Genomic DNA, 22,068 nt, shown 5'->3' with positions numbered 1-22,068 from the left:
GCGATGATCTTGATCACCGGGGCGACGGGCTGCGTCGGACGGCACGTGGCCGACGCGCTGATCCGAACCGGGGAACCGGTCCGCGTGCTCGCCGAGTCGGCCGAGGACTGGCGCCGCAACAACGACGCGCTCGAGGTCGCGCCCGATCAGGTGCACATCGGCGACATCCGGGACCGAGCGGCCGTGGACCGTGCCGTCGCGGGCTGTCGCGCCGTGGTCAACATCGCGGGCGTCGCGGGCATCTCGACCAGACGGCGGGGCCTGATGCACGCGGTCAACACCGCGGGAGCCAGGAACGTCGCCGACGCCGCGCTGGGCCATCGCACGCGGCTCGTGCACACCTCCTCCGCCTCTACCGTGTGGCTTTCCGAAGCCTGCGACGGCCCGGACCGCGTCACCCCGACGAGTACGGCGCCTTCGCGCCATCCGTATCCGTCCACCAAGAGGATGGGGGAGCTGATCGTGCTGCGCCGCGTCGATCGCGGGTTGGACGCGGTCATCCTCAATCCGGGCGCGGTTCTCGCGTCGGGGGGCGATCCTCGCACCACCTGGTCCGGGCTCGTCCCGCAGATCGCGCGCCACCGCGTGATCCCCGTCCCGCCCGGTGGTTTCGGCTTCGTGGGGCGCGACCAAGTCGTGGCCGCGCATCTGGCGGCGCTGTCGCGCGGCGAGGCGGGAATCCGCTATCTCGTCGTCGGCGAGAACCTCACCTATCGCGCCTTGTTCGCCAAAGTCGCGCACGCCCTCGGGGTACGCAGGCACTGGCTCCCGGTGAGCCGACCGGCGCTGCGTATCGCCGCGGCGGCGCTCGGGCCGGCACGGGCGGTGACACCCGCGCGCTGGGACCCACTCGTGGTGCGGGAGAACCTGCCGCTGCTGGTCGAGTTCCCCCGATTCCGAGGTGATCGGACCGCGCTCGACCTCGGGGTACCCAGCCGCCGCGTCGACCCCGCCATCGCCGACATGGTCGCCGCACACCGGGCTCGGCCGGCCGCCGGGGCGCCTTGGCCACCGCATCGAAAGGGGACGCGCAGTGCGTGAGGATGCAGTCACCACCGAACTCGTCGGCCATTTGGCGGGCGTCGTCGCCGACCTGCTCGGCGTCGACGTAGACACGGTGTCGACCACCGCCAGTTTCGCGGACCTGGGCCTGGCGTCCGCGGAGTGCGTGCGGCTGACCGCCCACCTGGAGGACCGCACCGGCACGGCCGTCGCGCCCACCGCCGTTTTCGACCACCCCAGCATCGAGGCGATCGTACGGTTCGTCCTCGGCGCGGACGCGAATCACGCCGCAGCGACGGCGCATTCGGGATCGGAGCCGTGGTGACCACGTCGACGACAGCACAGCGGGCGCTGCTCGAACAAGCCCTGCGCGCGCTCGAGGATCTGCGGGGAGCCCGCAGCGAACGAATCGCCGTCCTCGGCGCCGGAGTGCGCCTGCCACCGGCGATCGACAGGATCGAAGCGGTGGCCGAGTTCGTCGACGCCGGCGGCGATGCCATCGGGCAGGTGCGGCGCCGCGCGCACGTCCGCGAACCCGCCCCCCGCGCCGACGGTGAACCGTCGGGCCTGCTGCTGGACGTGGACGGCTTCGACGCGGACTTCTTCGGGCTCTCCGGCGAGGAGGTCCGGTCGTTGGATCCCCAGCACCGCCTGCTGCTGGAAACGACATGGGACGCTCTGGCGGACGCGGGAATTCCGCCCGCGCGCCTGCGCGGCAGCAGGACCGGGGTGTACGTCGGCACCTACGCCGCCGACTGGCTGCTGCTGCGCGCCGCCGAACCGGATGGTATCGATGCCTACACCGGACCGGGTACCTCGCACGCGATGGCGGCGAACCGCCTGTCGTACCTGCTGGACGTCGACGGGCCGAGTCTGGCGGTGGACACCGCGTGTTCGTCCTCGCTCACCGCGTTGCATCTGGCGGTGCGGGCGCTGCGCGGCGGCGACTGCGAGACCGCGATCGTGGCGGGGGTCCATGTGCTGCTCTCGCCGCATTCCGACACCATCACGTCCCGGACGCTGCCGCTCTCGCCCACCGGTCGCTGCCGATCCTTCGACGCGGCCGCCGACGGCATCGTCCGGGGGGAGGGCTGCGTGGTCCTGGTGCTGCGCGGGCAGCGCGCGCTCGACGGCGGAATCACCCCGAGGGGGTGGGTGCTCGGCACCGCCGTCAACCACGGAGGACGAGCCAACGGGTTGACCGCGCCCAATCCGAAACGCCAGGAGGCGGTGCTGCGACGCGCGCTGTCCGACGCGGGCGTCGAGCCGGACACGGTCGGCTATATCGAGGCGCACGGCACCGGAACCCGGCTCGGCGACCCGATCGAAATGGCCGCTCTGGCCGCGGTATACGGCGTCGGGACGGCGCCGTGCGCGGTCGGGTCGGTGAAGGCCGCGCTGGGGCATCTCGAAGCCACCGCCGGACTGGCCGGAGTCGCGCACGCGCTCGGCGTGCTCAGGCGTGGTCGCGCGCCGGGCCTGCCGCATCTGCGACACCTCAACCCCGAGATCGAGATCGACGGCACCCGGCTGCGCGTCTGCGCCGATCCCGTGCCGCTCGCCGACGGCGCGCGGCACGCCGCGGTGAGTTCCTTCGGATTCGGCGGAGCCAACGCCCACGTCGTGCTCGCCGGGCCTGCGAGCACGGCCGTGCCCGCGACCGACGGCGTTGACGAGCCCCTGGTGCTGCCCGTGGCGGCGTCCTCGGCCGCCGGCGTGGAACGTCTACGGCGGGCGCTGGCCGGCGCGCTGACCACCGATCCGCTGCTCGACGCTCGTGAGCTCGCGCGCGGCGTCGCCGCCCGCGACCTCGGCCTGCCGTACCGCGCGGCGTGGATCGGTGACGATCGCGACGCACTGCTGGCCGATCTCGGCGCGCCGGTGAGCGCGCCGGCCAGCCCCGGCCAGCCACCCGCGATCTTCGTCTTCTCCGGTCACGGCGCCGAGTGGCCGGGCATGGGGCGCGAGCTGACCGGCAGCGACCGCCTCCGTGACCTCTTCGACGAGCTGGAGCGTGAGGTCGCGGACGTGTTCGGGTGGTCGCTGCGGGCCGCGCTGTGTTCCGACCGGCCCGATGCCTACGCCGACACCCAACGGGCCCAGGTAGGCAATTTCGCCATGCACCTGGCCATCGCCTCGCTGCTCGATCAGTGGGGTCTCGAACCCCGCGCGGTGGTCGGGCACAGCATGGGTGAAGTGTCGGCCGCGGTCGCGGCGCGGGTTCTCGACCTTCGCTCGGCGCTGACTGTGCTGGCCGAACGGGCCGCTCTGCTCAATCGCGTCGCCGCGGGAGGCGCGATGGTCGCGGCCCGTCTTTCGCTGGCCGCGGCACTCGATCTGATCGCGGAACGCACCGACGTCACGGTGGCCGCCGAGAACGCCCCGGAGTCCGTGGTGTTCTCCGGTGCCGCACCCCGCATCGCCGCGATGTGCGCCGAATTGGAAGATCGTGGTATCCGGCATCGCCGGTTACCCGTGGCGTACGCCTTTCACGGTCCGCGGCTCGCGGCGGACGCCACCGAGTTCGCCGACCGCCTCGACAGCCGCGTACGCCCCCGGCCCGCCGCCGTCGCGCTCTACTCCTCGGTGACCGGAGCGCGGTTCGACGATCCGATGGACGCACGACACTGGGCGGCCAATGTCTGCGAGCGGGTGCGGTTCCGCGACGCGGTCACCGCGGCGCTGCCCACGCACACGTCGTCGGTGGTCGTCGAGATCGGCGCGCATCCCGTGCTGACGCCCGCGCTTGTGGAAATCGCCTCCGGTGCGGGGCGTCGCGCGGCAGTGGTGGCAGCCATGTCGCGCGGACACGGTGGCGGCCCGCTCGCCGCGTTACCGGCGGCACTGCATCGGGCGGGGTGCGATCTGGACTGGCAAGCGGTGCTCGGCCGACCCACCCGGCGCGTGGGGTTCCCGTTGATTCCATGGCATCACACGGCCACCGAGTCCGGCCGTTTCGGCGCCGGCGAAGACGCGGCGCCACGTCCGCGCGTCGCGTCGCGGGAGCGCATCCTGGAAGCGCTCTGCCGTGAGCTCACCGTGGCCGTCCCGGCGATCGCGGGCGAGACGCATCCGTCCGGCGTGGCGCTCCGGGAGCGCGCCGTCGAATCGCTGCAGCTGGTTCAGGTGCGCAACCGAATGGAACAGGCCCTCGGCATCCCGATTCCACTGTCGGTGCTGCTCAGTGGCGACAGTCCCGAGCAGATGGCCACTGCGCTCGCCGGCGACGAGACGTCGTCGCGCATCGAGGAGATGTCCATCGAGGAACTGGAACAGGCGTTGAGCGCGCTCGACGCCGCCGAGGAGGTCACCGGTGACCAGTGAGACCCACGCCCCGTCCGATCGCCGGGCCCGACTGCAGAGCGAGCTGCGCCGCAGGCTCGCGGCCGCCCATCGCGCGCAGACAACGGGTGCCGGCGACGCCTACCTGCGGCATGTCAATCCGCACCTCGCCCGGCTCCTGGCCGCCCTGGACCTCGACAAACACTACGTGCGCGGGACCGGGACCGAGTTGTACGACGCGGCCGGGACCCGGTACCTCGATTTCGCCGGCGCCTACGGCGCCTTGCCGTTCGGACACGATCCCGGTCCCGTCTGGGCCGCGATCGAGCGGGCGCGGGCGACCGGCCTGCCCGTCTTCGTCCAGCCCTCGATCCTCGACGCCGCCGGCGATCTCGCCGCGCGGCTGGCGGCCGTGGCGCCGGGGCAGCTGTCGCGGGTGACCTTCGTCAACAGCGGCGCCGAGGCCACCGAGATCGCGATCAAGATCGCGCGTGCGGCCACCGGACGGCTGGGCGTGCTGAGCACCCACGACGGTTTTCACGGCAAGACGCTCGGGGCGCTGTCGGCCACCGGACGGCTCGACTACCAGCGAGCGTTCGGCGTGCCGGTGCCCCATTTCGACCGCATCCCGTTCGGCAGCGCCACCGAACTCGAGCGCGCGCTCGGCGAGCGGCCGGGCCACTACGCGATGTTCCTGGTCGAGCCGATCCAGGGTGAGGGCGGGGTCCGCGTCCCTTACGACGGCTACCTCGGCGACATCCGCCGGATCTGTGACCGGCACGGCGTCCTGCTCGCGTTCGACGAGGTACAGACCGGACTCGGCCGCACGGGCCGGATGTTCGCCGCCGAGCACGACGGCGCCGCGCCCGACATCCTCACCGTGGCCAAGGCGCTCGGCGGCGGCGTGCTGCCGATGGGCGCGGTGTTGTGCCGCCCGGAGATGGCCACCGAGGATTTCGCCCTGCGGCACACCTCGACGTTCGCCGGGAACGCGCTCGGCGCGCGCGTCGGCGCCGCGGTCCTGGATGAACTGCTGCGCGATGAGCGAGCGGTCATCCGGTCCGCCGAGCGCGCGGGCCGACTGCTGCTGGACGGTCTGCGCGCGATCGCGGTGCGTCACCCCGGCGTCATCACCGACGTCCGCGGGCGTGGTCTGCTGATCGGAGTCGAGCTGAGCGGCGACATCGGGCTCGGCGGCAGGCAAGGCTTGATCGGGTCCATAGCCGACCAGGCGAATCTCGCCATGGTCTTGACCTCCTATCTGCTCAACGTACAGCGGATCCGGCTCGCCCCCACGCTTTTCGGCACTCGTGTACTTCGGGTGGAGCCGCCCCTGACGGTCGAGGCACAGGAGTGCGAGACTTTCCTGGCGGCGATGGAATCGGCGATCGCCACGGTAGCCGCAGGCGACACCGCGCGACTCGTCGGCCACCTCGTGGGGCGCCCACCCGAATCCGATCCTCCCGCGCGGCGCCCGGTGGCGGCCTCCGCGCGCAATCCACGGCCGCGCGGCGGAGATCGCCGGTTCGGGTTCATCGCCCACCCACTGGATCTGGACAGTCTCCTCGATTTCGATCCGGCGCTGGAGGTCTTCGATCACGGTGAACGGGCCGCACTGCTCACCCGGATGGCCCAGGCCGCCTCGGTGCTCAACCCCGCGCCCTTCCTCATCGGTACCGGCCGCATCGACAGCGTCGGCGACTGCGCCTACGGCGAGATCTTCGGGCTGCCCTACACCGCCGAGGGTCTCCTGCGGCTGCCGGGCCCCGAGGCGGTGCGACTGGTGCGCGAGGCGGTGGACCTCGCTCTTCACCGGGGCGCCGACATCGTGGGGCTCGGCGCCTACTCCTCCATCGTCACCGCCAACGGCATGGCGCTCGGGGGTTACGCCGACCGGATCACCACCGGCAACTCGTTCACCGCGGCGGCCTCCCTGGACGCGATCCGCCGGGTGTGCGAAGAACGCGGGGTGGCTCGCCACGATCTGACCGCGGCGGTGCTGGGCGGCGGCGGCGCCATCGGCAGGACCATCGCCAGGGCGCTGGCCCGTGAGGTCCGGGTGCTGCGGATGGTTGGTCGCGCGGGTGCTACGGATGCCGTGTCGCGGTTGCGGGAGGCGGCTGTCGCGGTCTGCGAGCGGGCGGCCGCCTCCGGCGAAGGGCCGCTCGCGCTCGCGGCGCGGCACAGCGGTCGCACCGGCACGGCATTGGTCGACTTCCTCCTCGAGCACGGCCACCTTTCGCTGGACACCGACCCCGTCGGCGCGGCGCGCGACGCCGAGGTGGTCGTCGCCGCGACATCGGCGCCTCGCACCTTGCTCGCCGCCGCGGATTTCGCGCGGGACGCGGTGGTCTGTGATGTCGCACAGCCACCGAACATCCCCGCCGACATCGCCCGCGCGCGCCCGGACCTGACGGTCTTCGACGGTGGGATCGTCGAACTGCCCGCGGGACACGACTTCGGGGTGCGCTACGGGCTCCCGCCGGGACTGACCTACGCCTGCATGGCGGAAACCATGGTGACCGCCCTGTCAGGTGAGCGTGAATTGTCCAGTCTCGGTACGGATCTCGACGATGCGGCGATCAGCCGCCTGGCCACGCTCGCGGATCGTCACGGCTTCCGGCTCGCGCGGGCCACCACCTGGCGTCCCGATCACCGAACCGACCGGAAGGAACCGCGATGAGTACCGTCGCCGAACGAGACCGGGCCGCGCACGTCTTCGCGACGGGCGCCGCGGCGGCCCTGGTGCACGACCTGATGAAACCGCACCTCCCCCGTTACTACCTCGACTTGACAATCGCGGCCGTCGTCGGGTGGGCCGCCTTCGCCGCGTTCGCCGCGGGTGTGCCGAATGGCTGGTGGCTGGTGGTCTGGTACGTCGTCGCGGTCTTGGCGCTGTACCGGGCGGCGGTGTTCATCCATGAGATCGCCCACTTCGGACACCGGAATGCGTTCCGCCCCTTCACCAGGGTCTGGAACCTGGTGGTGGGGATACCTTTGCTCATCCCGTCTTTCATGTACGAACGCCATTGCGAGCACCACAGCAGGCGCTCGTACGGCACCGAACACGATGCCGAGTACGTGCGCTTCGCGACCATGCCCCGCGGGCATATCGCCGCTGTGCTCGCGGGCTCGGCGCTGGCGCCGTTATTCGGGCCGTGGCGATTCGGTGTGCTCGCGCCGGTCTCGTGGCTCATTCCCCGGACCCGGCCGTTCATCTACGCGCAGATGTCGACGCTCAAGATCGACCTGGACTACCGCGGCGAACCACCGCAGCCCGGGGAGCAGCGGCGCTCCTGGCTGGTACAGGAGGCCACGGCGTGCGCGCTGGTGCTCGTCGTCGCTGTCGCGGTGCTGACCGGGCACCTGAGTTGGCGGGTACCCGTGACCTGGGCCGCCGTACTGGCGGGGATCGCGGTGCTGAATTCGGTCCGGCTGCTCGGCGCGCACCGGTACCTCGGCGATCACGATCGCATGTCGGTGACCGAGCAGATGATGGACACCTTCACCTATGCGCGTCACCCGTTGCTCGGTGAGTTGTGGGGACCACTCGGATTGCGTTTGCACGCACTGCATCACCTACTGCCCGGCCTGCCCTATCACGCATTGCCCGAAGCGCACCGGCGCATGGTCGCGGCACCGGCACTCAACGCCGCCTACCGGCTCACCGAAAGCAACGGGCTGATCCCGTCGATCGCCGAACTCTGGCGCCGGGCTGGTCACGCGCGAGCCGACGATTCACTGCGAAGGGACCCGCGATGAACTCACATACCTCGACCGGCGGACTGCGCGCACGCCCGGCCCGAGCCCGGCGCCCGGTGGCGGACGCGCTGGCGTTCAAACGAGATCCGCTCGGATTCATGTGCAGGCTGGAACGCGACCACGGCCCGGTGGCGCCCTTCGGATTGGCCGGGCGCCGCGCGGTGATGGTCAGCGGCCCGGCGGAGATCAAGGAAGTACTCGTCACCCGCGAGAACGACTTCGACAAGGGCGAACTCCAGCGCAAGGCCCTGGTACCGGCGCTCGGCAAGGGCCTGCTCATCTCCGAGGGGGCGCTGCACGCGCGGCAGCGCCGGATGATCGCCCCCATGTTCGCCGCCCGGCAGCTCGGTCCGTACATCGATCCCATCGCCCGCACGATGCACCGCCACATTCGGCAGTGGCCGGTGGACAGCCCGTTCACAGTGCTGGATCGGCTGAAGGTCATGATGCACGACGTCGTCGGGGAGCTGATGACTCAGCGGCCACTGGGGCACGATGAGCGGCTCATCGCCGGAGTCACGAGGCTTTTCGAATGGGAGATGAAGCAACTGCTCGACCCGCTCGCCGCACCGCTGTGGCTGCCGACCAGAGCCAACCGTCAGATGCGCAGCGACCTCGCCGAGGTGCGCGAGGAGTTCACCAAGGTCATCGGTGAGCGCCGCCTGGACCGGGCGGACGCCGCGTACGACGATCGTGATGTCCTGGACGACCTACTCTCCGCCCGGGATCCCGACGGTGCCGCGATGTCCGACGAGCAACTGATCGACGAGCTCATCAACATCTGGGGCGCGGCGCACGAGACCTCCGCGGATGCCCAGTTCTGGACCGCGTATCTGCTGGCCACCCATCCCGAGATCCGGGACGAGGCTCGCGCCGAGGCCGAGACCGTCCTCGGGGGCCGGCTGCCCTCGGTCGAGGATCTGCCACGATTGCAGTACTGCGGCCAAGTGTTCAAGGAGGCGATGCGGCTGTTCCCGCCCGCGCCGTGCTTCCTGCGGGAGTCCGTGCGAGACACCAGAATCGGCGAGGTGGACGTGGCGGCGGGGACGTTGGTCTTCCTGTCGACCTTCGCCATGCACCGCTCGCCTGCGCACTACCCCGACCCGATGACCTTCGATCCCCGACGCTTCACCCCCCGAGCCGAACGCGCCCGGGACCGCGCCACCTATCTCCCGTTCGGGATCGGGCCTCGGGTCTGCATCGGCGGCACGCTCGCTGTCTACGAGGGACAGATCTTCACCGCGGTCCTGCTCACCAGTGGCGAACTGTCTTTCGCCACAACCCCCGTCGAGCCGACCCTGCTGATCAATCTCCGTCCCCGGGGCGACGTGCCCGCCGAATTCCGCCCGATCGAGGAACGGAGCCGTCAATGAGCGCCGAGCATCCCCTGCCCGCCGCACCGCCGGAGGATCACCCACACGATCTCGTCGCGGCCGTCCGCCACTGGTCACGGCACCGGCCACAGGCGCCGGCGCTGACCCACCTGACCCACCGGGGGCGGTCTCGCGACGACACCGTGGTCACCTACCAAGAGCTCGATCGGGACGCCGCGGCGGTGGCCGATTGGATCGCGCGACACACCCGGCAGGACGACCGCGTCGCCATCATGTGCCCGCACGGGCCTGACTACGTCCGCGCGTTTCTCGGCTGCCTGTACGCGGGCAGGATCGCGGTGCCGCTGCACGCGCCGGGTGAGGCTCGCGACCGTCACCGTGTCACCGCGGTGCTGGAGGACTGCGCTCCGGCCCTGATCTTCGCGGCCGCGCCCGAGCCGGTGGCCGCGTTCGGCGCGGGCCCGGTCGCGGTGGTCGAGTCAATCCTGACGACTGCCCCGACGACCGCCGTGCCACCGGACGATGACAACCCCGACCGGATCGCCTACTTGCAGTACACGTCCGGCTCGACCCGCGCACCGGCCGGAGTCGTGGTGACCCGGGCGAACCTGGCGGCCAATCTCCGGCAACTGCGCGATGCCCTGCCCGTCGTCCGCTCCCGGCCTGTCGTGACCTGGCTGCCGATGTTCCACGACATGGGATTGGTCTTCGCGGTCGCGCTCCCGCTCAGCGCGGGCGGTCACTCGGTGTTCATGGCTCCTGGCGAGTTCGTCCAACGACCGGCGCGCTGGCTGCGCGCGATCTCCGATTTCGGCGGCGGCGTCAGCGCCAGCCCGGATTTCGGCCTGGCGACCGCGGCTGCCGACATCTCCGCCGTCGAGCGTGAGGACTTGGACCTGTCCACCCTGACGGCGCTCGTCAACGGCGCCGAACCGATCCGCGCCGGCACGCTCGCCGCGTTCACGCGGGCCTACGCGCCGCACGGCTTCCGGCCCGAGTCGCATAGCCCGGGATACGGATTGGCCGAAGCGACACTGGGCGTATCCCTCACCCCGCAGGGGCGCGGCCCGGTCGTCGGCCACTTCGACCGCCGGGCGCTGGAAGCCGGCCGGGCGGTGCCGGGTCCCGCCCGCGACGACCGTACCGCACCCGTGGTCGGATGCGGCGTCGCGCTCGACCAAGACGTCGCGGTGGTCGACCCGCTCACCCGGAATGCCATGGCGCCGGACACGGTGGGTGAGGTCTGGGTACGCGGACCCAATGTCGGACGCGGCTATTTCGGTCGCGCGGACGACACCGCCGATGTGTTCGGCGCGCGGGTCGAACCGGGCGACGGCACCGGCGGCTGGCTCCGCACCGGCGACCTCGGATTTCTCAGCGGCGGAGAGCTTTACCTCGTCGGGCGGCTCAAAGACCTCATCATCGCCCGCGGACGCAACCACTACCCGGCCGACATCGAATCGACCGCGGCCGCGGCGGCGCCCGAGATCCGCCCGGGGCACGTCGCCGCCTTCTCGATAGCCCACGAGGACGGGGAACGGCTGATCGTGGTCGCCGAAGTGGATCGCAGATACGCTCACTCCGCCTTCGACGCCGCGGAAGCGGCACGACGGATTCGCGGGGCCGTGGCGAAAGTCCACGATGTGGTGCCCCATGAGGTCATGCTGGTACAGGCCGGGCAGCTTCCCAAGACCACCAGCGGAAAGTTGCAACGCAAGGCCACGCGGGTGAAGTACGCCAACCATCGGCTGGCCGAATTCGGCTGCGGCACCGAGACGACGAGCCCGCGACCCGCTCTCGGCGCCGCCACGGAAGGAGCACCGTGACCACCGTTGTCGAGATCGAACGACTGAGAAAGTCCTACGGCGCGACGCGTGCCCTCGACGGGCTCGACCTCTCGGTCCGCGCGGGCGAGGTGCACGGGTTCCTCGGGCCCAACGGCGCGGGCAAGACCACGACGATCCGGATCCTGCTCGGGCTGATTCGCGCGGATGGCGGGACCGCCCGGCTGTTCGGGCGCGACCCGTGGCGCGACGCCGTCGATCTGCACGCTCGGGTGGGCTACGTACCCGGCGACGTGGATCTGTGGCCGTCGCTGACCGGCGGCGAGGTCATCGACATCCTGTCACGCCTGCAAGGCGAGGCCGCCCCGGCCACCATCGCCGATCTGGTCGACCGCTTCGAACTCGACCCGTCCAAGAAGTGCTCGAGCTATTCCAAAGGCAACCGGCAAAAGGTCGCCCTGATAGCGGCTTTCGCCTCCGACCCCGAGCTGCTGATCCTCGACGAGCCGACTTCGGGCCTGGACCCGCTGATGGAGAACGTCTTCACCGAGTGCGTGCGCGAGGCGACCCGGCGGGGACGGACAGTGCTGCTGTCCAGTCACATCCTCAGTGAGGTCGAGAAGTTGTGTCACACCGTGACGATCGTGCGGGCGGGCACGACGGTGACCTCCGGTTCACTGTCGGACCTGCGCCGCGCGACCCGTACACACTTCCGCGTCGAGATGGACGAGCCCGCGGCGTTCGACCTGCGCTGCGCCGAGAACATCCGGCGCAGCGCACACGAGGTCCGATTCGACATCGAACCCGCGCGGCTGAACGAGACCCTGGCCTACCTCGCGGCAAGCGACGTCCGCTCGGTGACCAGCGCCCCGCCCTCCCTCGAGGACCTGTTCCTCCACCACTACGAGCAGGCTGGTGAACTGCGATGACGATCGACCACCTTTCCACCGCTCCCGCCGTCACCGAGCCCGCGCGCACGCCGCCCGCCGAACTCCGCGCGGACGTGTGTGTCGTCGGCGCGGGCATCGTCGGACTGTTCAACGCGCTGCAATACGCCAAGCGCGACTTGTCGGTGGTGCTCGTCGACGAGATCACACCCGCGCGGGCGAGCAGCTACAAGGTCGGGGAATCACTGCTGGTCTTCTCCAACGCGCTGCTGCGCTCGATCGCCGAACTCGACGAAGCTCTGTCGGCGTCGTTGCCCAAATCCGGTATCTGGATGACCTACGGTCTGGAAGGCAACCCCCGATTCGACCGTGGCATGTCGGAGTGGGCCTTTCAGTCCGACCTACCCGAGCGCTACGCCGCCGCCATCCGCAGCCCGAAGTTCCGTCGCACGATGTTCGCCGACTGCCAGATCGTCCGGCCCGAGATCGAGGAGCAGCTACGCGAGCGCGTCAGGGCCACCGCGGGCATCACCTTCGTCGAATGCGGCCGGGCCAGGCAGTTCGAGTTGTCCGACGAGGGCGACCACACACTCACGTGGCGATCGCAGCGCAAGGACGGCCCGTCCGGGACGGTGCGCGCCCGCTGGATCATCGACTGCTCGGGCCGATCGCGGCTGCTGGCGAAAACGCTCGGCCACGACATCGATCTGTCCGACGGCTTCGAGACCGCGTCGGTGTGGGCGCAGTTCTCCGGGTGCACCGACGCCGACTTCGGCCCGGCGTGGCAGTTCCACGGCCCCGGACCGGAGGTCATGCAGCGGGATCGTGACACCGTCCACCTGTGGGGTGACGGGTACTGGATCTGGCTCATCCGCCTGGTGGGCGACCGCATCAGCGTGGGCGTCAGCTTCGACAAGAGCCGAGTCGAGGTGGGCACCAAGCTGAAGGAGTACTTCTGGGACGTGCTGGAGCGGTATCCGTTGCTCGACTTCCTCGACCGCGACAACGTGCTCGAGTATCAGATGTACCGCAACGTCCAGCTGATGACCGACACCCATGTTTCCCCGCGCCGGTACGCGATGGCGGGTGACGCCGCCTCCATCATCGACGCCTATTACAGCCAGGGCATCTCCCTGGCACTGCTCGGGTCGTGGCACACCGCCAATATCGTCGACGACGACATCAATCACGGCAGGCTCGACACCGACGAGATCGCCCACGTCGACAACGCGCTGCGCGCCGACTGGCGGATCATGCGCGCGATGATCCGGCACAAGTACCAGGGCAGCCTCGCCGATGGCCGGTTCTTCCTGCTCGAGCATCTGCTGGACTACTCGATCTTCGGCTCGGCACTGCTGGGCAGATTCCAGCTCGCCCGGTGGCTGCACGAGACCGGTGGCCGTACCGCGCACGAATCGGCGGTGTGGCGCAGGCGCAGGCAACGTCTGCAGCGGCAGGTATTCCTGTCCCAGTCACTGCCGTGGCGGTTGTTCGAACCGGACAAGGTGGCGAGCGCGGTCGAGCGGATGCACGAGCGGATGGCCGCACGCGCCGAACGGCGCCTGCGCTACGGTACGCCGCAGCCCCCGGTGCAGGCGATCATGCGGGTGCATTCGCCGGTCCCCGCCCTGTGGCGGCTGTTCGCCGGACGTCGCGCGGCCCCCCGTGACCTGACCATGGGCGAAGTGCGCGAACCGGCGTTCCTCCGGATGAAAGGCACCGAATTCAGCCCGCTCGTCCTGCGCGGCTCCGGAACCGCGATCACCGCGGTATTTCTCGTCGGCTACGTCACCGACGCCGTCGGCACCTGGATCTCCACCCGCGTGCCGCGGCGGCGCGCGGCGCCATCTCGAGCCCGCTCGGATCGGTCCGGGCCGCGACCGGCAGCGGGGCGCGCGTGCTGAGAGGGGTGCGCGATCCCACACGGGTTCGCCCACAAGGCGGCGGCGCCCAGAGCCTGCGTGGCATCTGGACCGCCGCGGCGCTGATCGTTCGGCAGACGCGGGTCCTCCTGCTGCTCTGGTGCGTGGGCGTGCCCGCCATCGCGACGGCGGCCGCGGTGAGCGTCGGCGGGCTCTACCCGCCGGGGCCGCAGCGACAGGCCTACGCCCAGGTGACGGAGGGCCTGCCCGCCGCGCACGCCCTCAACGGCCCCGCGCGCGGACTCGACAGCCACGGAGGCATCTTCGTGTTCGAAGCGGGCTGGTACCTGGCACTGGCGGTCGCCGTCATGGCGATCACCACGATGGGGTACAGCACGCGGGGGCAGGAGCAGTCTGGTCGTCTGGAACTGTTGCGGGCCAGGCGTTTCGGACGCCACGCTGATCTCGGCGCGGCCGTGCTGGTGACCGCCGCGGTCGCCGTCGTGATCGCCGTCGCCGCCGCCGTCGGGGTCGGGCTCGCGGCGGGTGACCTCCGGGGCGGCATGGCCTACGGAGCGGCGCTGCTCGGCACCGGTTTGTTCTTCGCGGCCCTCACCGCGGTCGCCGCCCAGCTCACCGAGCACGCGCGGGGCACCTATACCATCGCCGGTTTCGCCCTCGCGGCGTCGTTCGCGCTGCGGGCGATCGGCGACGGCACGGCCACCGGGGCGATCTCGTGGCTCTCACCGCTGGGTTGGTCGCAAGGCATCCACCCGTTCGCCGAGAACCGGCCGTGGCCGCTGCTGCTGTCGCTGTCGGCGGCCGCGGTCCTGCTCGCCGTCGCCGTGGCCGTGGAGGAGCGCCGCGATCTCGGCTCGGGCGTGTTCGGCGCGCGCGCGGGCCGGACGGGAGCGGTGCCGGGTGCGCAGCGACCGTGGCGACTCGCCGTGCGGCTCGCCCGTGGCACCACCTTGGGCTGGGGGGCGACCGCGGCGGGCTTGGGTGTGGCGTTCGGCGCCGTCACCGTCGAGATGGGTCAGGTGGCGCAGAGCTCGCGGGCGGTCCTGGACCTGATCGGCGGTTTCGGCGGCGCCGACGTCCTGTCGTCCTTTCTTGCCATGGCGGCCCTGATCAGCGCGTTGCTCGCCGCGGGCGCGACCCTCGCGGTCGCTCTCGCCCCCGCCCGTGATGAACAGGCCGGTCGGGCCGATCTGATCCTGGCCCGACGGATGGGGCGCTCGCGGTGGCTGGCCGGGCACGCGGGCGCGGCGGCGACGACGGGGCTACTCGTGCTGGTCGCGGGCGGTACCGGGATCGGCGCCGCCCATGCGTTCCGGACAGGCGACGCGGGCCAGCTGTGGCGTTGCGCGGTCGCGACGATCGCACACCTGCCGGCGCTGCTGACGTTCCTGGGTGTGGCGCTCCTGCTGTACGGCTGGTTTCCCCGCCGGACGACGTGGGTGTGGCTCGGATACGCCGTGACAGCGGTGATCGCACTGCTCGGCCGCACGCTGCGGCTCCCCGGCGCGGCCCTCGACCTCTCGCCGTTCGAGCACTCCCCACGATTGTTCGAGACGGATCCCTCCGCATGGGGAGCCGTGTTCTGTGTGGTCGTCGCGATCGCCGCCGCGATGTCCGGGTTCCTCGGCTTCCGACGACGCGACCTCGTCTGAGCAGGTCGTCTCATCCATCTTCAGTGCTACAGGGAGGACCGCCGTGCCGACGCTCTTGGAGATCTCGACGAAACTGTTCCTGCAGATCGCGGTGATCCTCGCGGCCTACCGGTTGCTCTGGCCGCTGCTGCGGCGCCTGGCACAGGTTCAGGTCATGGCGATCATGGTCGCCGGGTTCCTGCTGGGGCCGTCGGCGCTGGGGTGGATCTGGCCGGGGGCCCAGCAATGGCTCTTCCCACAGACGCTGGAGATCTCCGGTACGGCGGTTCAGCATCCGAACCTGACCGTCCTGTACATGGTCGGGCAGATCGGGCTGGTGCTGTTCATGTTCATGGTCGGCGCGTCGTTCGACCTCACGATTCTCGGCGCCCACCTGCGCAAGGCCTCCATCACGTCGGCCACCGGCATAGTGGTGCCACTGCTGCTGGGCGGGGCGGCCGGGTGGTGGATGGCAGGATCCCAGCGATGGTTCACCGACGCTGTCGCACCGTGGCAAGCGGCGCTGTTCCTGGCCGCCGCGGTGGCGGTGACCGCCTTCCCCGTACTGGCGTGGATCATCCGGGACGCGGGCCTGGTGCGCACCCGGCTCGGCACCCTGTCGCTGGCCTCGGCCGCGCTGGACGACGCCGTGGCCTGGCTCCTGCTCGCGGTGGTGGTCGCCACCGCGCAGGCGAGTCCCGGCGGCGCGGTGCTCGCCTGCGCGGGTGGCGTCTGCTTCGTCCTGATCATGGCGTTCCTGGCCCGGCCCCTCCTGGCGCGGTTGCGTGACGCGGGGCCCGCGCAGGGTGAACGCACCGGCGGGCTGCCTGTCGGTCCCCTGGTGGTGATTCTGATCGTGGTCCTGCTCTCGGCGAGCTTCACCGATTTCGTCGGCATCCACTCCGTTCTCGGAGCGTTCGTCGCCGGACTGGTCATGCCGCGCGGCACGCTGATCGACCGGATCCGGGATCGCGTCGATCCACTGGTGAGTTATCTGCTGTTGCCGGCGTTCTTCATCTACACCGGCCTCAACACCGAACTCGCCTTGATCTTCGAACCCGTGGTACTCGCGATGGCGCTGCTGGTCCTGCTGCTGTCGTTCGCGGGCAAGTTCGGCGCAATCGGGCTCGCCGCCCGCTGGCAAGGGATGAGCTGGCGCGAAGCGGGCACCATGGGGGCGCTGGCCAACGCCCGCGGCTTGATGGAACTGGTGCTGATCAATATCGGACTGGCCGCGGGCCTGATCACCCCGGAGCTGTTCACCGTCCTGGCCTTGATGACTTTCGTGACCACCGCCGCCGCGACGCCACTGCAACGTCTCTTCGAGCGCAGCGCCTGGAAGCAGGGGCGGGTGTTCGGGCCGGACGGTGAACAGCCCAAGCCAGTGCCGAGACCGCACGAGGTAGGCAGCGAACGCGACCCGACCGACCATGGCCGGGCGCGATCCTGATCCGGATCGGCGGGCCGCGTTCCACAGAAATGCCGGCACTACGAGACAAGTGAAGGGTGGCGCGCCCGTAGGGGCGCGCCACCCTTCACAACTGCCTGCCGACCATGACGGCCAGTGACTGCCCGGTGCGGCACCACCCGCACCGGCGGAACGTGCATAGGACGCACAGCAAAACCCCGATGCCCAAAGGACATCGGGGTAAGCCGACTTCAATTCACTCCACGCACCAACTGATCTCGCAAGAACATGGGTAACTCGTCGGGAACGCCCAGAACGAAACCCACATCCTCACCGCCGGCCCGGCAACAAGACCAACCCGTTACCCACGACCGGCGAAAAACGCGGAGAGGCGGAACAGCGCTAGCCTCGGACGACCTTGCCGGCCTTCAGGCAGGAGGTGCACACGTTCATCCGGCGGGTGTTGCCCGGGGCGACCTGGGCGCGCACGGTCTGGATGTTCGGGTTCCAGCGACGGTTGGTGCGCCGGTGCGAGTGCGAGACCGACTTCCCGAAGCCGGGGCCCTTGGCGCAGACGTCGCAGACGGCAGCCATAGTCGCGAACTCCTTCATGTCATGTGGGGACCGCCGCCTTCGTGTGCGGCATGTCCGGAAACGATGTCGTGATGTGCCCCGCCGACGGGCGGCGGATAGCGACGGCCAGGGCCGGCCGCGTGAGGCAACCCTGCAAGGGTAGCCAACGGGCTGTCGATCCACCAAACCGGGACTCCGGTGGGGCGGGCCGAGGGGCCGCCGGGCACCGCGACAGCATACCGGTCCCATGCCCGGCGGCCGCAGGCGGTGCTGCGGGATAACCTGGCGTTCGTCGGGTGTGGTCCGGGCGAGTGCGGGAGGTGACGGGTGTTCGGGCGGCGGGATGCGATCGACGGCGCGGCGCTGAGGCACTGGGGCCGGCTCTGCCTGGACGGTTTGGCGCAGCGCCGCGCCGAGATCAACGCGCTGAATGTCTTCCCGGTCGCGGATTCGGATACGGGGACGAATCTGCTGGCCACGATGCGCGCGGCCGTGGTGGCCGCCGAACCGCTGCCGGGTGGCGCGGGGGCGGACGAGGTGGCGGCGGCGTTGGCGCGGGGCGCGACGCTGGGGGCGCGGGGGAATTCGGGGATCATCCTGTCGCAGGTGTTGCGCGGGGTGGCGGAGGCGACGGTGCGGGGGCCGTTGACGGGGGATTCGTTGCGGGTGGCGTTGCGCCGGGCGGCGGCGCTGGTGCGGGAGTCCTTGAGCGTGCCGGTGGAGGGCACGATTCTGACGGTGCTGGAGTGCGCGGCCGACTGCGCGGCGGCGTGCGAGCAGGATGCGCTGGCGGAGGTCGCGGTCGCGGCCGCCGACGGTGCGGCGAAGGCGCTGGGCGACACCCCGACGCAGCTGGGTGTGCTGCGGGCGGCCGGTGTGGTGGACGCGGGGGCGCGCGGCTTGGTGGTGCTGCTGGACGCGCTCGTGGCGGTGACTTTGGGAGAGACTCCGGCCCGGCCGGAGTATGTGCGGGGGCAGTGCGGCGGTGTGAGCGAGTCGGCGGGATCTCGCGGGACCACAGGGGCCACCGGCGACAATCGGGCAGGTGGAACCCCCGGCGTTCGGACCGCTCGGGCGGAGGGTGCTGGAGGGGCGGCGGATGTGCGCAATACGGCGGCCGACGATCTCGGTTCCGTTCTCTCTCCCGGTGACGAGTACAGGGCGGGTGCGCACACCGTCCCTGCGCACCAAGACGGGGTACCGTTGGACGTCGCCGCGCCCGAGAAGGGTATGGCCGCATGCGCGGACGCGTTCGACCATGCCCACGCCGCCGCCCCGCATTTCGAAGTCATGTACGTCCTGGACGCCACCGACACCGCGAAGGTCGAGCGCCTACGCACCCGGTTGGACGAGCTGGGCGATTCGGTCGTCATAGTCGGCGACGGCGCGGGCAGCTGGTCCGCGCACGTGCACTGCGCCGACGCGGGGGCGGCCGTGGAAGCCGGGATGGCGGCGGGCACGGTGAGCCGCATCCGGATCGAGAGCTTCGCGGTGACCGCGCCCGTGCTCGAGCCAGTGCGACGGGTAGTCGTCGCGCCCGAGCGAGGGCCCGCCGACCGCGCGGTGCTGGCCGTGGCGACCGGTGCGGGCGCGGCCGCGTTGTTCGAGGCGGCGGGCGCGGTGGTGCTGAACAAGCATCCCGTGACCTCGGCGGGGTTGCTCACCGCGATCCGCAGGCTTCCCCATCGCGAGGTGCTGGTGCTGCCGAACGGCGCGCTGCCCGCCCACGAACTGGTCGCCGTCGGTGTGGCCGCGCGTGACGAGCACCGCGACGTGCTGTTGCTGCCCAGCGGTTGCATGGTGCAGGGCTTGGCGGCGCTGGCCGTGCACGACCGCGGCCGGATCGCCGTCGACGACGCGTTCGCCATGTCGGAAGCGGCGGCGGCGATGCGGTGGGGCTCGGTCCGCGCCGCCACCCAGCGCGCCCTGACGATGGTCGGCACCTGCGAACCCGGCGACGGACTCGGTCTGGTCGGGCACGACGTGGTGGTGATCGACCGCGATGTGCCGGGCGCGGGCCGCACTCTGCTGCACCGGATGCTCGGGCTCGGCGGGGAACTGGTCACGTTGCTGATCGGCGCGGGCGCCCCCGCCGGTCTGGCCGAGGAGCTGTCCGCGTACATCGAGGGCGGTTTCCCCGGCGTGGAGGTCACCGTGTATTCCGGTGGGCAGCACGGGGATCTGGTGCAGATCGGGGTGGAATGATGCGCGGGGCGAGCGGTATGGGAATCGGGGTGCAGGAGCGGCTATGGCAACACTGAGCGATCGGCTCGACCACGTTCTCGGGAAGAAGGCCGCCGACTCACTGGTCGACGCGTTCGATATGCACACCGTGGAGGATCTGCTCCGGCACTACCCGCTGCGCTACGCCACGCAGGGGCAGCCGCTCACCGAGGAGGCGCCGGAGGAGGGCGCGCATATCACGGTCATCGGGCGGATCACCAAGGCCGAGCTCAAGCCGATGCGCAACCGGCGCGGCTCGTTGCTGAAAGTGTTGCTGGACACCGGTTCCGGGCGTCCGGTCGACGTGACCTTCTTCAACGGCGACAAGGTGAAGTACGTCGTCAAGGAAGGCCTGCGGGCGATGATGTCGGGCACCGTGAGCTATTGGCGGCCCGGCACCTGGAATCTCAGCCACCCCGGCTACCTCATCCTGCCCGAGACCGAGGACGAAACCGTCGGGTCGTTCACCAAGGTCCGTGGCGGCGGCGCTCTGCGCGGACTGGCCGAGAGCGCGAAAGGCGCAGGGGGCGTGGACGTCTCGTTCATGGAGCGCGAGTTCATCCCGGTGTATCCGGCCACCGCGAAGGTGCAGAGCTGGGATCTGCTGGCCTGCGTGCGACAGGTGCTCGAGCAACTCGATCCGATCGACGATCCGCTGCCGGAAGACGTGCGCGCGGATCGCGAGCTCATGCCCGTCTCCGACGCGCTGCGCCTGATCCACCTGCCGGAGCGCAGATCCGATATCGACCGCGCCAAGGAGCGGTTGAAGTTCGACGAGGCGCTGGCGCTACAACTGGTGCTGGCCGACCGCCGCCACGAGATCGCGGGCCGCACCGCGCGTCCGTGCCCACCGCGCACGGACGGGATCGCGGCGGAGTTCGACAAGCGGTTGCCCTTCGAGCTGACCGAGGGCCAGCGCACGGTGGTGAATGAGATCTCCGCCGACCTCTCGCTGGCCCACCCCATGCACCGGCTGCTGCAAGGCGAGGTGGGGTCGGGCAAGACGATCGTCGCGCTGCACGCCATGCTCCAGGTGGTGGATGCCGGGCAGCAGTGCGCGCTGCTCGCCCCGACGGAAGTGCTTGCCGCCCAGCACTATCGGTCGCTGCGCGCGATGCTGGGCGACTTGGCGACGGCCGGTGAACTGGGTGCGGCCGACAAGGCCACCCGGGTGAGCCTGGTGACCGGGTCGATGTCGGCCTCGGCGAAGAAGGCCGCGCTGCTGGATGCCGTGACGGGGGAGGCGGGCATCGTCATCGGCACGCACGCGCTGATCCAGGACAACGTCGAGTTCTTCGATCTCGGCATGGTGGTTGTGGACGAACAGCACCGCTTCGGCGTGGAGCAGCGAGATGCGTTGCGCGCCAAGGCGAAAGACGGCGCCAGCCCGCACCTGCTGGTCATGACCGCCACCCCGATCCCGCGCACCATCGCCATGACCACGCTCGGTGACCTGGAGACCTCCACGCTCACCGAACTGCCGCGTGGGCGTTCGCCGATCACGTCGAGAGTCGTCCCGCGCAAACTGCATCCGAACTGGGTGGACCGCGCCTGGGAACGCATCCTCGAAGAGGTGCAGGAGGGGCGGCAGGCCTACGTGGTGTGCTCGCGCATCGGCGACGACGAGGACGCCGCACCCGCGAAAGGCAAAGGCCGGGGCAAGGCGCCGGAGGAGAAGGAGGCGCCGCCCACGCAGGCCGTGGTGGACATGTTCGAGACGCTGCGCTCCGGCCCGCTCGCCGAAGTGCGGGTCGGGCTACTGCACGGCCGGCTGCACGCCGACGAAAAGGACCGTGTGATGCGGGCTTTCAACGACGGCGACGTGGACGTGCTGGTGTGCACGACGGTGGTCGAGGTCGGCGTCGACGTGCCGAACGCGACCGTGATGGTGATCGTGGACGCCGACCGCTTCGGCGTGAGCCAGCTGCATCAGCTGCGCGGCCGCATCGGCCGCGGCAAGCATCCCGGTCTGTGCCTGCTCGTCACCGACGCCGCGCCGGGCGGTTCGGCGATGAGCAGGCTCGAGGCCGTGGCGGCCACCACCGACGGTTTCGAACTCGCGGTTCTCGACCTGCGCCAGCGCCGCGAGGGCGACGTCCTCGGCTCGGCGCAGTCCGGCACCGCGACCTCGCTGCGCCTGCTCTCCCTCATCGATGACCTCGAAGTCATCACCACCGCACAGGATCTCGCCCGCCGCCTGGTCGAAGACGACCCCGGCTTGCGCAACCACCCCGGCCTGGCCGCCCTCATGCGCGCGGCCGTGGACTCCGAGCGCCTGGAGTACCTGGCCAAGTCGTAG

14 protein-coding genes are annotated in these 22,068 nt (G+C 70.7%); 13 read left to right on the top strand and 1 reads right to left on the bottom strand.

Translation table 11 applies throughout. The features are described from left to right. The first annotated feature begins 3 nt into the window (after window positions 1-3). The 11 genes from DFR74_RS04050 to DFR74_RS04000 are packed head-to-tail and all read left to right on the top strand — an operon-like array spanning window position 4 to window position 17,015. Window positions 4-1,041 carry an NAD-dependent epimerase/dehydratase family protein gene (locus DFR74_RS04050; protein ID WP_067508982.1) on the top strand — a complete coding sequence of 346 codons (1,038 nt, stop codon included), beginning with the start codon at window positions 4-6 and terminating at the stop codon, window positions 1,039-1,041. Next, window positions 1,034-1,327 carry an acyl carrier protein gene (locus DFR74_RS04045; protein ID WP_232331740.1) on the top strand — a complete coding sequence of 98 codons (294 nt, stop codon included), beginning with the start codon at window positions 1,034-1,036 and terminating at the stop codon, window positions 1,325-1,327. The genes DFR74_RS04050 and DFR74_RS04045 overlap by 8 nt, the downstream gene beginning before the upstream one ends. Continuing rightward, entirely contained in the window at window positions 1,324-4,326 is a 3,003-nt protein-coding gene (locus DFR74_RS04040; RefSeq protein WP_170160693.1) for a type I polyketide synthase, read from the top strand. The genes DFR74_RS04045 and DFR74_RS04040 overlap by 4 nt, the downstream gene beginning before the upstream one ends. Beyond that, window positions 4,316-6,967: an aminotransferase class III-fold pyridoxal phosphate-dependent enzyme gene (locus DFR74_RS04035; protein WP_113974941.1), complete on the top strand. Its 2,652-nt coding sequence runs from the start codon at window positions 4,316-4,318 to the stop codon at window positions 6,965-6,967. The genes DFR74_RS04040 and DFR74_RS04035 overlap by 11 nt, the downstream gene beginning before the upstream one ends. Next, entirely contained in the window at window positions 6,964-8,046 is a 1,083-nt protein-coding gene (locus DFR74_RS04030; protein ID WP_067508986.1) for a fatty acid desaturase, read from the top strand. Before DFR74_RS04035 ends, DFR74_RS04030 begins: the two co-directional genes overlap by 4 nt. Continuing rightward, window positions 8,043-9,419 (top strand): cytochrome P450, encoded by a 1,377-nt coding sequence (locus DFR74_RS04025; protein ID WP_084537585.1) that lies wholly within the window; start codon window positions 8,043-8,045, stop codon window positions 9,417-9,419. Before DFR74_RS04030 ends, DFR74_RS04025 begins: the two co-directional genes overlap by 4 nt. Then, window positions 9,416-11,206: a fatty acyl-AMP ligase gene (locus DFR74_RS04020; RefSeq protein WP_067508991.1), complete on the top strand. Its 1,791-nt coding sequence runs from the start codon at window positions 9,416-9,418 to the stop codon at window positions 11,204-11,206. The genes DFR74_RS04025 and DFR74_RS04020 overlap by 4 nt, the downstream gene beginning before the upstream one ends. After that, on the top strand, window positions 11,203-12,093 hold the full coding sequence (locus DFR74_RS04015) for an ABC transporter ATP-binding protein (RefSeq protein WP_067508993.1): 891 nt from the start codon (window positions 11,203-11,205) through the stop codon (window positions 12,091-12,093). The genes DFR74_RS04020 and DFR74_RS04015 overlap by 4 nt, the downstream gene beginning before the upstream one ends. Next, entirely contained in the window at window positions 12,090-13,955 is a 1,866-nt protein-coding gene (locus tag DFR74_RS04010; RefSeq protein ID WP_067508995.1) for an NAD(P)/FAD-dependent oxidoreductase, read from the top strand. Before DFR74_RS04015 ends, DFR74_RS04010 begins: the two co-directional genes overlap by 4 nt. Window positions 13,956-13,960: 5 nt before the next feature. Beyond that, a complete protein-coding gene (locus tag DFR74_RS04005; RefSeq protein ID WP_113974940.1) occupies window positions 13,961-15,586 on the top strand; it encodes an ABC transporter permease in 1,626 nt (541 codons plus the stop codon). 43 nt (window positions 15,587-15,629) lie between these two features. Beyond that, a complete protein-coding gene (locus tag DFR74_RS04000; RefSeq protein ID WP_067508999.1) occupies window positions 15,630-17,015 on the top strand; it encodes a cation:proton antiporter in 1,386 nt (461 codons plus the stop codon). A 360-nt stretch (window positions 17,016-17,375) separates the two neighbouring features. Here the strand turns inward: DFR74_RS04000 and rpmB are convergent, their stop codons facing one another. Then, entirely contained in the window at window positions 17,376-17,567 is a 192-nt protein-coding gene (rpmB, locus tag DFR74_RS03995; RefSeq protein WP_011210730.1) for a 50S ribosomal protein L28, read from the bottom strand. 306 nt (window positions 17,568-17,873) lie between these two features. On the opposite strand from rpmB, the gene DFR74_RS03990 reads away from it, so the two are divergent. Further along, the gene (locus DFR74_RS03990; RefSeq protein ID WP_067509001.1) at window positions 17,874-19,751 is read left to right on the top strand and encodes a DAK2 domain-containing protein; all 1,878 of its coding nucleotides are present in this window, start codon (window positions 17,874-17,876) and stop codon (window positions 19,749-19,751) included. Window positions 19,752-19,794: 43 nt separating this feature from the next. Further along, window positions 19,795-22,068: an ATP-dependent DNA helicase RecG gene (gene recG / locus DFR74_RS03985; protein WP_067509003.1), complete on the top strand. Its 2,274-nt coding sequence runs from the start codon at window positions 19,795-19,797 to the stop codon at window positions 22,066-22,068.

It is taken from the genome of Nocardia puris (assembly GCF_003315035.1).
Lineage (GTDB): Bacteria > Actinomycetota > Actinomycetes > Mycobacteriales > Mycobacteriaceae > Nocardia > Nocardia puris.
Note: the sequence above shows the minus strand (reverse complement) of the source record. Positions and strands in the feature narration are given on the sequence as shown.

Coding starts and splice junctions, on each gene's coding strand:
- DFR74_RS04010 (WP_067508995.1), top strand. CDS start 12,090: ATGACGATCGACCACCTTTCCACCGCTCCCGCCGTCACCGAGCCCGCG.
- recG (WP_067509003.1), top strand. CDS start 19,795: ATGGCAACACTGAGCGATCGGCTCGACCACGTTCTCGGGAAGAAGGCC.
- DFR74_RS04050 (WP_067508982.1), top strand. CDS start 4: ATGATCTTGATCACCGGGGCGACGGGCTGCGTCGGACGGCACGTGGCC.
- DFR74_RS04030 (WP_067508986.1), top strand. CDS start 6,964: ATGAGTACCGTCGCCGAACGAGACCGGGCCGCGCACGTCTTCGCGACG.
- rpmB (WP_011210730.1), bottom strand. CDS start 17,567: ATGGCTGCCGTCTGCGACGTCTGCGCCAAGGGCCCCGGCTTCGGGAAG.
- DFR74_RS04020 (WP_067508991.1), top strand. CDS start 9,416: ATGAGCGCCGAGCATCCCCTGCCCGCCGCACCGCCGGAGGATCACCCA.
- DFR74_RS04025 (WP_084537585.1), top strand. CDS start 8,043: ATGAACTCACATACCTCGACCGGCGGACTGCGCGCACGCCCGGCCCGA.